Consider the following 14,340-nt stretch of genomic DNA (forward strand, 5'->3'; position numbering starts at 1 on the left):
CCACAATAAAAGAATAAATACAATTAATGAGATTTCCACTTTCGTGGGAAATGAATATGAAAAAAAATATACTAGAAAAAGGATTTTCAAAACTCTGCATAGCAAAAGCTATGGCAGAACTATATGAAGCTAATTTTAAACAAGTTTCAAAATATGTACACGCAACATCAAGAGGTCATGAAGCTATTCAGATTGCTTTAGGCTTACAATTATTACCTCAAGATTATGCGTTTCCTTATTACAGAGATGATGCAATGTTATTATCATTTGGATTAGAACCTTATGATTTAATGTTGCAATTATTAGCAAAAAAAGACGATCCGTTTTCTGGAGGAAGAACCTATTATTCGCATCCAAGTTTAAAAGATGATGATAAACCAAAAATCCCACACCAATCTTCAGCAACAGGTATGCAAGCCATACCTGCAACAGGTGTTGCAATGGGAATGCAGTATAAAGAATTACAAGGTTTAGATAACCTCTCGACTACGCTCGAGGAGACAATCACTGTCCGTTCGAGCGCAGTCGAGAACTCTCTAAAACCAATCACAGTTTGCTCACTTGGCGACGCATCAGTTACTGAAGGTGAAATCGCAGAAGCCTTCCAAATGGCAGCTTTAAAACAAATGCCCATTTTGTATTTGGTACAAGATAATGGTTGGGATATTTCTGCAAATGAAGCAGAAACTAGAGCGCAAAATGCCTATGAATATGCACAAGGTTTTCATGGACTTGAAGCTATTTCTATTGATGGAGCAAACTTTACAGAAAGCTATGAAGCTTTAGAAAAAGTAATTAAAACAATAAGAACAGAACGTCGTCCATTTTTGGTTCACGCTAAAGTACCTTTGTTAAATCATCATACTTCTGGAGTTAGAATGGAATGGTATCGTGATGATTTAGAGGAAGCACGTTCTCGCGACCCATATCCAGTGTTAAAGCAGCAGCTATTAGATGCTGGTTTCAGTGAAAAGGAAGTCGAAGCGATAGAACATTCCGCAAAAGTGAAAGTGCAATTAGATTTTGAAAAAGCGTTACAAGCAGAAGACCCAAAACCTGAAGATTTATTTACTCACGATTTTGCGCCAACACCAATCACAGAAGAAAAAGGAACTCGTGCACCAGAAGGTGCCGAAAAAGTCGTAATGGTAGATTGCGCATTATTTGCGGTTGAGGAGTTAATGCGAAAGCATAAAGAGTGTTTACTATACGGACAAGATGTTGGCGGACGATTGGGTGGTGTGTTTAGAGAAGCAGCAACATTGGCTCAAAAATTTGGAGATGATCGTGTGTTTAACACACCAATACAAGAAGCTTTTATTGTTGGGTCAACAGTTGGCATGAGCGCAGTAGGATTAAAGCCAATAGTTGAGGTTCAGTTTGCAGATTATATTTGGCCTGGATTAAATCAGTTATTTACAGAAGTTAGTAGAAGCTGTTATTTATCAAACGGAAAATGGCCAGTTTCTATGATTTTACGTGTGCCAATTGGTGCATACGGAAGTGGTGGACCATATCATTCGTCATCTGTAGAAAGTGTAATTACTAATATTCGTGGTATAAAAATCGCTTACCCTAGTAATGGAGCCGATTTAAAAGGCTTGATGAAAGCAGCGTATTACGATCCAAATCCAGTGGTTATATTAGAGCATAAAGGATTATATTGGTCAAAAGTACCAGGAACACAAGGCGCAACATCTATTGAGCCAAGCGAAGATTACGTGTTACCCTTTGGTAAAGCTTGGGTTTTACAAGAAATTTGGAAACAAGAGAACGTAGAAACCTTAACCATTGTTACTTACGGAATGGGAGTCCATTGGGCTTACAATGCGTCTGGAGAATTAGATATGCGCGACCAAATTGAAATTATTGATTTACGTACCTTATTTCCTTTAGATGAAGACACAATCATGAAATCGGTTAAAAAAACAAGTAAATGTTTAGTGGTTACAGAAGAACCTTCAAATAATAGTTTTGCAAGAGCTTTAGCTGGTAAAATTCAAGAAGAGTGCTTTAAGTTTTTAGATGCTCCTGTTATGACTATTGGTAGCGAGAATATGCCAGCTATTCCTTTAAATTCTACTTTAGAGCAAACCATGATTCCTTCTACAGAAAAAGTGAAAGCTAAAATTCAAACTCTGATTAATTATTAATAGAACGATTTAACGTCATTTTTAAATGTTGTTTCAATCTACTTAGTATATTTGTAGCATGATTAACGTAACAACATTTTTATTTATTAGTGGTGGCGAAATTATCTTTATTTTGCTCATCGTTGTTATGGTTTTTGGTGCCAAAAATATTCCTGAAATTGCACGAGGATTAGGTAAAGGGATGCGTACTTTAAAAGACGCAACTAATGACATTAAAACCGAAATCACTAAATCTGCAGAGCGTAACGGTCTGGATACTAGTATTACACAAGACGTAAACGAAGAACTTAAAAAAGTTAAAGACGATCTGGAAGACTTCACTGGATCTGTACGTCGTAAATTATAGTTTAATTATTTGGGCGTTACCACAAGGGTCGCGTCATCCGTTATATCTTTTTTTGCCATATATGCCAGCAAAAAAAGGATGTCACTTCTACCGCTAACGCAATACACAACTACATTAAACTTCATGTTTATAATTTAAAACTATCAATTTAATACCAAACACATAGTTTGTTTATTAATTCATCATTTTTGTTAACTTTTTTTTAAGAATAATTTATATATTTAAGCATCAACCTTAAACTATATAAAAAATGAGAAAACCATTACTAAAGCTATCATTACTTTTGGTAGTATTTACTGTATTTAATGCTTGTCAAAATGAAACCTATTTAGACCATCCAGAAGAGGATGCCAAAAGCATCAATCAAGAAGAGGCATTAACAATCCCTGAGATTAATGCAATTATTAACGAGAGTATATCTACAACTGGTACTTTTGATTGGAAAGATGCCACACCACACACACTTTGGAGTGCAGTAATTAGAGGTAATAATATTTTAACTATTGGATATGGTAATGAAGACGAAAGTTTTGCAGAAGTCAAAACAGAACGATTAAAATCCACATTAGATAATATTTTGCAACTTGTAGAAGCCAATGAAGGTTTTGAACGAAGTGAAAAAACAGTTTATGAGCATGAGATTATAAACGTAGTAGATGTAAAAGTGGAACAATTTTCGACCATAAAACTACTATTAAATAGTGATGGTATTAGGTATTTAGAACCTAATGGATACAATCATTACGAGACTGTAAATAATGCACGTTCTAGTTCTGGATGCGATAAAGGCGCAGATTACATAAATCCTGCGCATTACACGACTACTAGTCCAAACAATGCACAAATCTCTTGGCATTTTAATGAGCATAATATTCCTGCTGCATGGAACTATAGTACTGGATCTGGAGTTACTATTGGATTAATAGATACAGGTGTGTCAGCTTCACAATCATTACTAAACGGAAATGGATTTAAAGATGGCTATTCATCTAACTCTAGATACATTCAAAAATACGGAACCTTTATAGATTCTAATTGGTGGTGGTCTAGTAATTATGATGGACCACATGATAAGTGTGGACATGGTACAGCTATGGCTTCTGCTATGGCAGCACCACGAAACGATAACGGAATGCCAGTTGGTGTGGCATACAATGCCAATCTAGTTGCTTATAGAGCAACAGAAGATGTGTTGTTAAACGACTATCATGAGCGTAAAGGTGTATCTAAAGCATTAACACAATTAGGTAACAGAAGTGATGTAAAAATTATTTCTATGTCTATTGGTTATGTGTGGTCTATCGGAAACATAAAGGATGCAGTGCGTTATGCTTACAGTAAAGGAAAATTAATCTTTGCAGCAGGAGGAACGTCGACTAGTTTTACTAATGGTTTTGGAGTGATATTTCCAGCAACTATGAGCGAGACTGTTGCAGTTACTGGAGTAGATGATGGACCAAATTATGACAGATGTGATACGTGCCATAGTGGTAGTAAAATAGATTTTACCATTATTATGGAAGGAGATAACAACACTAGCAAAGCACCTCCAGTATTAGGGTTTTATAATGGAGATAGACGTTATACAGGTGGATCATCTGTAGCAACAGCCACTACAGCTGGTATTGCAGCATTGGTATGGTCAAGATATCCTTCTTGGTCAAGAACACAAGTGTTAAACAGATTAAAGCAATCTGCAGAATTTTATCCTTATAAAAACAGTAGTTTTGGATATGGTAATATAGATGCTTTACAGGCTGTACAATAAAACCTGAAATTTAAAAATGAAAAAGCCTCTCTATTTAGAGAGGCTTTTTTGTTTTTTTGAGGATCGTTTAACGCTTTTTGTTTTCTTATTCTGGCCAATTTATTGTTTCATTATCTTTAAATAAAGGACTTACTTGAATTTCAGATAATTTATTATTATCAAACCAAAAATTAATTCCTAAAGAGTCTGAAGAATATAATTCATGAGTTGGATTTTCAAGAGTTGACATATCCTCATATTCAATATCAATTATTTTAAGATTTTTTAATTCCGATAATGTTTCGTTTTTATTTTGTCCAATAAATATCTTATTTTCAAATAGGTAAGTTTTAGATTCTATAGTTATCAAACAAAGCCTCCAATCCTCTTCTTCATCAAAAGAAATATTCAGTCCTAAATCTTTATAATACCATATTTCCGTTAAATCTTTTTCAGTATTTGAATAGGAATATTTTTCAAAATCATCAGGTTCACCTAATATTTTTTTTGCTTGATCTTTTGATACTCCAAATTTAAGTTCGCCGACTCCAATTCCAGTTTTTATTTTTTTAAAAATTTGTTTCATTGGTGTTGGTTTTCTTAAATGATATACAACTTATTTAATTCTACAAGCTCAGCACTGATGTTTTTTATCAATCGTTAAACGAAGTTAGTTGATTTTTTTAATTAAGTCAAGTTTACACTTTTCTACTAATCGTCAATCCATCACGTATTGGTAGTAACACAGTTTCAATACGTTTATCTTGTTTTAAAAGCATATTAAACTCTAGCACTGCTTTTGTAGAAGTATCTTTATCGTCTAAAGGCTCTATCACTTTTCCGTGCCACAACACATTGTCTGATAGTATAATTCCGCCAGAATTTAGCTTGTCAATTACTAAATGAAAATAATTAACATAATTAGGCTTATCTGCATCTATAAATACCAAGTCAAAAGTGTTATCTAGCGTTGGTATTATATCTATTGCAGGTCCTAAATGTTGATGTATTTGAGGTCCAAAATCAGACTTATCAAAATATTTACGCTGAAAATCTACTAATTCTTCATTAACATCAATGGTATGTATTTCGCCTTCAGATTGTAATCCTTCTGCTAAACACAAAGTAGCGTAACCTGTAAAAGTCCCTAGTTCTAGTATGGTTTTTGGTCTTATTAATTTAGAAATCATGCTTAACACTCGACCTTGATATGGTCCTGATAGCATGATAGGTTGTAATATTTTTTGGTAGGTTTCTCTAGTTAATTGTTGCAATAATTCTGGCTCTTCTTGACTATGAGCAACAACATACTCGTCTAATTTTTCTGGTAAAAAATACATTTAATAAAATATTATTTCTTTTAAACCTCTCGACTGCGCTCGAGGAGACATTAAGTTATCCTAAGATTCGTTTTACTAATTTGTCTTTAGCTGCTTGATCATCACCACATAACCATTGGATGACATTGTCTTCCCAAATAGCATCACGTTGTGTTTCAGTAATAATGTTACGTTGCATTGCTAAATCAAGAATTTTTCCAGGATAGGAGGATTGTTTCTCACTTTCCATTTCTCCTAAAGGATACGGATCGTCTAATCCCATTAGTACTTGTTTAGAGGTTTGATTTTTAATTAATAACTCTAATCCACCTGTATCATGGACTAAGGTATCAAAAAAGATGTTTTTGTGTCCTACTGCTTTTCTTGGGTGACTTTTACCTTCAAATAAATCTGGTCGTCCATCAAAGCCTTGTATACGTCGTCCTAAGTTAATTTGTGCTAATTGTCCACCATGTGCAAAACACGTACGCATATTTGGATATTTATCTTGGTAACCATTTAGGGTTAAAAAATGATACGCATCTGCACATTGTGCTAGCATCCAAATTAAATGAAATCGCCAAGACGTATTTTCTAATTTTATAAATTTTTCACCATCATACGGATGGATTTCTACTGCTAAATTATATTTATTTGCTAATTCAAAAATCGGCTCGTTTTCCTCATCAAAAATACAACGCCAAGTCCCAATAGTATCCATATAGTGTGTTGGTAAACATAATAATTGCATGCCTAATTCTTCCACACAACGTTCAATTTCCCAACAAGCACCTCGCACAAAACCAGGATGCACTACAAATCCACAAGTAAATTTACTTGGATTTTCGTGTTGTACTTTAGCATTAAAATCGTTTTGAAAACGTAAGGCTTGCTTCATTTCTTCAACGCGCAATCCATTACCATATAGTTGAGACAAGTTTAAGACGACTGCATGGTCAATATTGAAACGCTCCATCCATGCTAATTTTTCATTTAAAAAGAACGAAGAATCTGTTATTGGTCTGTTCCAATCTTTTTGGAGCATAAATTTTCGGTCTTTATCCACCCAAAAAATACCTTTATCTTTCATAAACTGAGGAATTTCCTCTGGATAGGGTAATAAGTGTGAGTGACCGTTAATTCTTAGTTTCCGTTTTTCCATATTTATTGTCATTGCGAGCCTTTTGGCGTGGCAATCTTTTTATAAAGAGATTAATTCGTCATACTTCCTCGTAATGACGACTTTAATTTTATTCTACCTGCACCTTTTTTGGTGGTTGCATCACTTGTCCACAATTTGGACAACTACGTTTGTCTGAATCGCCATAATATGCATCAAATATCTTAGGCATATCTGTTTCTATATTGTCTAAAGTAAAGTCTTCTTCGTACAATTTAGTTGTACAATTTTCGCAAAACCAAAGTAAAGCATCTTTTACACCTTTCTCTCTTGGATACTCAATGACTAAGCCAACCGTATTGGCTCCACGTTGTGGCGAATGTGGTACTTTTGGAGGTAATAAAAAGATGTCTCCTTCTTTAATATGAATGTCTTTTGGTGTGCCTTTATCGATAACTTTTAATACAATATCACCTTCTACTTGATAGAAAAACTCAGGCGTTTCGTTGTAATGATAATCTTTTCTACTATTAGGACCACCAACAACCATGACAATAAAATCACCATCTTTCCAGACTACTTTATTACCAACAGGTGGTTTCAAAAGGTGTCTGTTTTCTTCAATCCATTCTTTAAAATTTATTGGTGGAAATAATTTGCTCATGGTTAAAATATTTTAGATTGTGTCATTGTATAAAGTTACAAACTTTTTGTTCTTCCGCCATCAACCGGAAGATTAATTCCGTTTATATAAGCAGCGCGTTCACTTGCTAAAAAGGTGATGGCATCTGCTAACTCTTCTGGTTTTGCAAATCGTTTAGCTGGTACAGCATTTTTCATTGCACTAGCAGCTTCTGCTTCTGTATGACCTGTTTTTGCTGATTTGTTTTTAATAATTTCGGTTAAGCGTTCTGTTCCTGTTGCTCCTGGTAATACGTTATTTACTGTAATACCAAATTGACCTAACTCGTTAGCCAAAGTTTTACTCCAATTAGCTACTGCGCCACGAATGGTATTACTAACTCCAAGTCCATCTAAAGGTTGTTTTACAGAGGTAGAAATGACATTAATTATACGTCCAAAACCTTCTTGTTTCATAAACGGAACAACAGTTTGAGCCAACACATGATTACATTTTAAATGCTGTGTAAAAGCGTTTTCAAATTCTTCAATATCTGCAGAAAAAACAGGCCCTCCTTTTGGTCCTCCTGTGTTATTAACTAAAATATGAAAGCCATGATTATTAGATATATAATCCGAAACTTTAGCTTTTAAATCTGATGGATTTGAAAAATCAGCAACAATATAATCGTGAGGTCTTTGTTGAGGTAACTCTTTAAGAGTAGCTTTTAGTTTGTCTTCGTTTCTAGCAATTAGTGTGACTATTGCACCTTCTTCAGCTAAAGCCAAAGCGGTTGCTTTGCCTATTCCAGCTGTACTACCACACACTAATGCGTATTTGTTATTTAGGTTTAGATTCATGTATTTAATAATTTAAAACTTTTTAGAATGTTATCTCCAATTTCGCTATACTCATCATATTCAGCGATTGTACTACTAAATGTTAAAACATAGGCTTTACCGTTACTAATAGTATATAATTGTTTGAGTTTTAGTAGAATTCCATTTCCGAAATCTGCAGACCAAATTATAATTCTAGCTTCTAAACCACTAATAGTTGTCGATGATTGATTAAGTATTTTAGCAGAAGAGATTTGTTTTTCAACCTGATCTAGTGCTAATTTGGTATATTCTTGGATATTTAATTCAACACTTTTTAAATCTTCCACAGTTAAATTGACGTTTTCTCTAAATTGGTCTTTTACTTGTGTAATTTCTGGGCTAAAAAAAACGGCTTGCACCATTGGATTAGGTTTATTATCACTATAGCTCCAATCTTCTGGGTAATTAATTGCAAAAGTTTCTGTTTCAAAAGTTTGCCAATTTTCTTGAGAGAAAATGAAGGTTGATACTAATGTAAAAAGGACGACTAAAATAGTTGGTTTATATTTCATTGTAAGATTGTTGTAAAAGTTAATTTTGATTTTTCTTATTAAATCGTATTCTGTAAGTTCTTAATAAATTTTCTAATTTACTAGCTTTAATATTTAAGTTTTCAAGCTCAATTTTTGTAAAGTTATAATTATCATCACTAAAGGCTAAAAAATATTTTGTTGAACTACCAAAACCTTCACTTAATATGCGCTCTTCATGTATGTTTACCCAACCCTTAAATTTATTGTCTTCTGTATAGATTCCCTCAGAATTAATTATAATTTGAGGTTCTCTATTAGTTAGTTTTTTGTAAGCTTCTCTTAAGGAAAATAAGCCTACTGCAATTAAAACCCCTCCAATTAAAACCGAACTATTACTGTTTTTAGAAATCAAATATATTCCTGCTATTGTTGCAATAATCATAAATAAAACTATAAATAATGCTGATGAGAATGAATAGTAAATTTTGGTGTCTTCTGGGATTGAAATATCTTCTTCAAAAACTTCCTTTTCATTAAACTTTAGTTCAAGTGTTTTTAATATAATGTTATCTGTTTTAGATCGATATTCAGTTCTCTCAAAGGTAGAACCTTCCTCCCAAATAAGCTTTTTTCGAATTGCTTGACGTTTCAATTCATGCAGATTATTAACATTACTGTAAGCCCAAATTCGCCATTTGGTTATTAGTACACTCCAAACTAACCAAGCTAAAATTACACCTAAAAGTACTCCAATTATTAAAGCGGTTAAATCATCAATGAAGCCTTTACTTGATAAAAAGAAAAATAATAAGGGTAAGCTTACCAAACAAATCAAAACAGGTAAATTAACCATTAACTGACCATAAATAATCGCTTTTTTTACTGAAAGTTTTTGTTTCACAGAAATATAATATTCAATTTAAAAGATTGCTTAGTCTTTTAATTGTTTAATATGACATCAATACTTTATACATACATTTTTGGCTTCAGTAAAAAACCTGAGTGCTTCAAATCCACCTTCACGACCAACACCACTTGCTTTTATACCTCCAAAAGGCGTACGTAAATCTCGCATCATCCAAGTGTTTACCCAAACGATACCTGCTTGTAATTGGTTAGTCATTCGCATGGTGCGTTTAAGATTGTTTGTCCATAACGTAGCAGATAAACCATATTTTACTTTGTTTGCCATTTGTAAGACTTGGTCTTCTGTTTTAAATGGCATGATGGTAACCACTGGTCCAAAAATTTCTTCTTGATTGACTCTACAGTCGTCACTTTGTACTTCAATTACGGTTGGTTCTAAATAATATCCGTTTTCAAAACCTTTTACTGTGACTTGATTTCCACCACATAAAACGGTTCCGTTTTCTTGTTTTGCAATGTCTATATAGTCTTTTACTTTTTCTAAATGCGGTTTAGAGACTAACGCTCCAATGTTTGTTGAGGCTTCAGATGGATGTCCAACTTTTAATGTTTTGACTTTAGCTACAAAATCTTTTTTAAATTTTTGATAAATAGAATCTTCAACAAAAATTCTGCTTCCACATAAACAAATCTGACCTTGATTAGCAAATGAGGATCGAACAGTAGTATTTAACATATCATCATAATCACAATCTGCAAAAATGATGTTTGGGTTTTTCCCGCCTAATTCTAACGATAACTTTTTAAACATAGGTGCAGCTACTTTAGCTATATGTGCTCCTGTTGCAGTGCCTCCAGTAAAGCTAATGGCTTTGATGTCTTCATGTTCTATAATAGCCTGTCCAGTTGTTGTACCAAGTCCATGCACAATATTTAAAACACCTTTTGGTAGTCCTGCTTCATTACAGATTTCGCCTAATAAATACGCTGTCATTGGAGTGACTTCACTTGGTTTGGCAACGACGCAATTACCTGCAGCGATTGCTGGTGCAATTTTCCATGTAAATAAATAGAGAGGCAAATTCCAAGGAGAAATACAACCAACAACACCAATAGGTTGTCGTAAAGTATAATTTACTGCTTGTTGTCCAACACTTTCGTGACTTTCGCTAGCAAACTGCGTTATTGCATTACCAAAAAAGCGAAAGTTACTGGCTGCTCTTGGAATATCTACTGCTTTTGCTAAACTTATTGGCTTACCATTGTCTTTGCTTTCTGCTTCAGCGAAGCGTTGTAAGTTGGCCTCTAATAATTCTGAAATTTTAATAAGTAGTCTACTACGTTCTTCTAGTGTGGTTTGCGACCAAACTGGAAAGGCTGATTTTGCAGCTATATAAGCGTTTTCTACATCTGCTTTTGAAGAGTTAGGAATTTGTCCGTTAACTTCTCCATTGCTAGGATTATAGTTGTTTATCCATTGGTCTTCAATAGGATTGTGAAAGTTTCCGTTTATGTAGTTTTTGATATTCATTTTTTTTATCTGGTCAAGAGCAGTCGAGACCTAATTTAAGTAACCTCTCGACTGCGCTCGAGGAGACTTTAGATTTATAAATTAACTTCCAACATAGGCAACAACCTTAATTTCTACTACTAAGTCTGGATGTGGTAATTGATGTACAGCTACTGTTGTTCTGGTTGGTCCTGTTTCTTTGTCAAAAAATTCGGCATATGCTTTATTGTAATCTGCAAAGTCATTCATGTTTACTAAAAAGGAGGTAACATCTACAACATCTTTTAAACTAGCGCCAACTTTTTTAAGATTGGTGTCTATGTTTTTTAAAACTTCTTGCGTTTGTGTGTAGGCGTTTAGTTTTTTAGTTCCCATCTCGTCGATAATATCTACTCCAGCAATACTGTTATCTGATCTTCGAGAACTGGTTCCTGAAACGAAAATGAAATTGCCAACTTGTTTTACATGTGGATAGGCTCCTCTTGGTGTTACTTTAGTTCCTTGGTTCATTTGTTTATTTTTTGTCATCCTGAACTTGTTTCAGGATCTCATTATTTATTCTTTCAGCTTATCTCAATTTATTTTTAATTAGCTAACTGTTAACTATTTCAACCCAGCAATTCTATCATCTTCAAGAATGGCTTCAGTTTCTATTTTTACTTTGCTTAAAACATCTTTTAAATTATCTGAGGGTTTAATAATTCCATCAGACAACATATTTAAAATGGCTTTGTCTTGAGCACGACCACGTAGCATAGCTTCACGATAACCAATATGCTCATTGAAAGTTACTAAACTATATTTAGATGAATACTCGTTTGGGAATTCTTTTTCTAAAGCTTGTTCTATTTTTCGCTTTTCCTGAAATATGGCTTGACCAACATGATCTTTCATTTCATGAAAATTATCAACAGCTAAATCTGCAATTGCATCGGTATCTTTTTTTCTTGTTTTTTCGTATTCTGAAAAGACTGTTTCCCAATTGCCTTCAAATTTGTCTAGAACAGCATCAAATTCGACAACGTCTTCAAAAGACGCATTCATACCTTGTCCATAAAAAGGAACAATTGCGTGTGCGGAATCACCCATTAATAGTGTGTTACCCTTATAGTGCCAAGGAGAACATTTTACAGTTCCTAAAGGTGCTGTTGGGTTGCTAAAAAAGTCGTCTACTAAATTTGGCATTAGCGCTAAAGCATCAGGAAACTCTTTTTGAAAAAACTCAGTAACAATTTCTGGAGTCGTTAAATTATTAAAATTGTATTCGCCTTCGTCATAGCTTAAAAAAAGAGTCACTGTAAAACTGCCATCTAAATTTGGTAATGCAATGACCATAAAATCACCTCTTGGCCAAATATGTAAAGCGTTTTTATAGGTTTTGTAATCGCCAGTTTCTGTTGGAAGGATACTTAATTCTTTATAACCATGAGTTAAATAGTTTTGAGAAAAACTAAATAAGAACTTTTTACCTAAATAATAGCTTTTTCGCAAGGCAGAACCTGCTCCATCTGTAGCGATGATACAATCTGCATCTTCTATAAATTCGTCTTTAGAATCATAATCTTGAAAAAGTGCTGTTGTATTTTCAAAATCTACAAACTTACATTTTTTATTAAAATGTATGGTCACATTGTTATGTTTTTCTGCTTCGTCTAGTAATAACGAGTTAAGTCCTTCGCGAGATATTGAGTTAATATACTCATGATCACGACCACTATAATTTGAAAGAAATGTATTACCCTCTTTATCATGAATCATACGTCCATTCATTGGTATGCACAAATCTTTTACTTTGTCTTCGATGCCTACCAATTTCATGGCTTTATTACCTCTGTCTGAGAACGCTAAATTGATAGATCGACCTGCTGAGATATCTGTTTTTCGTAGGTCTGGACGCATTTCGTATACGGTTACATTATAACCTCTTTGACCTAGTCTTAAGGCTAGTAAACTTCCGCAGAGTCCTGCACCAATGATTAGTATGTTTTGTTGTTTGCTCATTATTTATAAAATGTCTTTTAACCGTTCTACCATATTATAAACATCTTCAAAAGAGTTGTATAATGGTACAGGAGCACATCTAATCACGTCTGGCTCTCTCCAATCGCTAATCACTCCAGCTTCTGTTAATTTATCATGTAAATTCCGATCAGCATTTTTTACTTGAATAGAGAGCTGGCAACCTCTTTCGGTTGGATTTTTAGGTGTTATGATTTTTATGTCTGAGTTATTAAGTTGATTAATTAAAAACTCAAAATAACCTGTTAACTCTTTTGATTTTTTTAATAGTTTATCGAAACCTGCTTCTTTAAAGATATCTAGTGATGCTCTTATGGCAGCCATAGATAATATTGGTGGATTGGAGAGTTGCCAACCTTCGGCTCCTGGAAGTTGGTCAAACTCGTCACGCATATTAAAGCGTGTTTGCTTATTGTGGCTCCACCAACCTGTAAACCTGTTAAGGTCTTTTCGGTTTGCATGACGCTCGTGCACAAATGCACCAGATAAACTTCCTGGACCAGAATTTAAATATTTGTAACTACACCAAACTGCAAAGTCTGCACCTGAATCGTGTAAATTTAATGCAACGTTTCCTGCTCCATGTGCACAATCAAAACCAACGACACATCCATGTTTGTGACCTAATTCTGTAATGCGTTTAAGATCAAAAAATTGACCTGTATAATAATTAACTCCACCAATCATGATTAGTGCAATCTCGTCACCTTGTTCTTTTAAAATGTTCTCTAAATCTTGGTAATTTGCTAGTTCTTCACCTTCTCTAGCTTTCCAGAGTATTAAACCTTCTTTATCATCATATCCATGATGACGTAATTGAGATTCTACTGCATATTTATCACTAGGAAAAGCATCTGCTTCTATTAGAATCTTATAACGGTTAGCAGTAGGCTGATAAAAGCTAACCATCATAAAATGAAGGTTGGCAGTTAAGGAATTCATAACCACAACTTCAGAAGGTTTAGCGCCAATGATGTTAGCCATAGTAGCTGTTAAAAACTCGTGATAATGCAACCATGGGTTTTTACCTTTGGTGTGACCTTCTACACCTAAATTAGCCCAATCTATAAGTTCTTGGTTAATATAGTCTTTGGTTATTATAGGTTGCAATCCTAATGAGTTTCCGCAAAGGTAGATTATATCATTGCCATCATGGTCTTTAGGAATATGAAATTGATCACGAAAGCTAGCTAGCGTATCGTTTTTGTCTAATTGTTTAGCAAAATCTAAACCTAATTTATAGTTGGTCAAGGTAATTGTATTTTACGGTGTCCAACAAAAAT

14 protein-coding genes are annotated in these 14,340 nt (G+C 34.0%); 3 read left to right on the top strand and 11 right to left on the bottom strand.

Annotation, left to right across the window (positions count from 1 at the left end):
• Positions 1 to 50 precede the first annotated feature (50 nt).
• The 3 genes from Ollyesu_RS07850 (at position 51) to Ollyesu_RS07860 (ending at position 4,267) form a co-directional block, all read left to right on the top strand.
• On the top strand, positions 51 to 2,153 hold the full coding sequence (locus tag Ollyesu_RS07850; RefSeq protein WP_279303068.1) for an alpha-ketoacid dehydrogenase subunit alpha/beta: 2,103 nt from the start codon (positions 51 to 53) through the stop codon (positions 2,151 to 2,153).
• Between the two features lie 58 nt (positions 2,154 to 2,211).
• The gene (locus Ollyesu_RS07855) at positions 2,212 to 2,499 is read left to right on the top strand and encodes a twin-arginine translocase TatA/TatE family subunit (protein ID WP_279300684.1); all 288 of its coding nucleotides are present in this window, start codon (positions 2,212 to 2,214) and stop codon (positions 2,497 to 2,499) included.
• Between the two features lie 250 nt (positions 2,500 to 2,749).
• Entirely contained in the window at positions 2,750 to 4,267 is a 1,518-nt protein-coding gene (locus Ollyesu_RS07860; RefSeq protein WP_279300685.1) for a S8 family serine peptidase, read from the top strand.
• A gap of 85 nt (positions 4,268 to 4,352) precedes the next feature.
• On the opposite strand, the gene Ollyesu_RS07865 is transcribed toward Ollyesu_RS07860, so the two are convergent.
• From Ollyesu_RS07865 to kynU, 11 genes are all read right to left on the bottom strand, one after another.
• Positions 4,353 to 4,832, bottom strand: a complete 480-nt coding sequence (locus Ollyesu_RS07865) for a hypothetical protein (RefSeq protein ID WP_279300686.1) — start codon at positions 4,830 to 4,832, stop codon at positions 4,353 to 4,355.
• A 112-nt stretch (positions 4,833 to 4,944) separates the two neighbouring features.
• Positions 4,945 to 5,586, bottom strand: coding sequence for an O-methyltransferase (locus tag Ollyesu_RS07870; RefSeq protein ID WP_279300687.1), 642 nt, complete (start codon positions 5,584 to 5,586; stop codon positions 4,945 to 4,947).
• Positions 5,587 to 5,641: 55 nt separating this feature from the next.
• A complete protein-coding gene (locus Ollyesu_RS07875) occupies positions 5,642 to 6,727 on the bottom strand; it encodes an amidohydrolase family protein (protein WP_279300688.1) in 1,086 nt (361 codons plus the stop codon).
• An 88-nt stretch (positions 6,728 to 6,815) separates the two neighbouring features.
• On the bottom strand, positions 6,816 to 7,349 hold the full coding sequence (locus Ollyesu_RS07880) for a 3-hydroxyanthranilate 3,4-dioxygenase (RefSeq protein WP_279300689.1): 534 nt from the start codon (positions 7,347 to 7,349) through the stop codon (positions 6,816 to 6,818).
• Between the two features lie 35 nt (positions 7,350 to 7,384).
• Positions 7,385 to 8,167, bottom strand: a complete 783-nt coding sequence (locus Ollyesu_RS07885) for an SDR family oxidoreductase (RefSeq protein ID WP_279300690.1) — start codon at positions 8,165 to 8,167, stop codon at positions 7,385 to 7,387.
• Positions 8,164 to 8,700: a hypothetical protein gene (locus tag Ollyesu_RS07890; protein WP_279300691.1), complete on the bottom strand. Its 537-nt coding sequence runs from the start codon at positions 8,698 to 8,700 to the stop codon at positions 8,164 to 8,166. The genes Ollyesu_RS07885 and Ollyesu_RS07890 overlap by 4 nt, the downstream gene beginning before the upstream one ends.
• A gap of 19 nt (positions 8,701 to 8,719) precedes the next feature.
• Positions 8,720 to 9,562 carry a hypothetical protein gene (locus Ollyesu_RS07895; protein ID WP_279300692.1) on the bottom strand — a complete coding sequence of 281 codons (843 nt, stop codon included), beginning with the start codon at positions 9,560 to 9,562 and terminating at the stop codon, positions 8,720 to 8,722.
• A 57-nt stretch (positions 9,563 to 9,619) separates the two neighbouring features.
• The gene (locus Ollyesu_RS07900; protein WP_279300693.1) at positions 9,620 to 11,059 is read right to left on the bottom strand and encodes an aldehyde dehydrogenase; all 1,440 of its coding nucleotides are present in this window, start codon (positions 11,057 to 11,059) and stop codon (positions 9,620 to 9,622) included.
• A gap of 81 nt (positions 11,060 to 11,140) precedes the next feature.
• Positions 11,141 to 11,566 carry a RidA family protein gene (locus Ollyesu_RS07905; RefSeq protein WP_279300694.1) on the bottom strand — a complete coding sequence of 142 codons (426 nt, stop codon included), beginning with the start codon at positions 11,564 to 11,566 and terminating at the stop codon, positions 11,141 to 11,143.
• Between the two features lie 75 nt (positions 11,567 to 11,641).
• The gene (locus tag Ollyesu_RS07910; protein ID WP_279300695.1) at positions 11,642 to 13,039 is read right to left on the bottom strand and encodes an NAD(P)/FAD-dependent oxidoreductase; all 1,398 of its coding nucleotides are present in this window, start codon (positions 13,037 to 13,039) and stop codon (positions 11,642 to 11,644) included.
• 3 nt (positions 13,040 to 13,042) lie between these two features.
• Positions 13,043 to 14,308, bottom strand: a complete 1,266-nt coding sequence (gene kynU, locus Ollyesu_RS07915; protein ID WP_279300696.1) for a kynureninase — start codon at positions 14,306 to 14,308, stop codon at positions 13,043 to 13,045.
• Positions 14,309 to 14,340: the final 32 nt, after the last annotated feature.

Source organism: Olleya sp. YS (assembly GCF_029760915.1).
Taxonomy (GTDB): domain Bacteria; phylum Bacteroidota; class Bacteroidia; order Flavobacteriales; family Flavobacteriaceae; genus Olleya.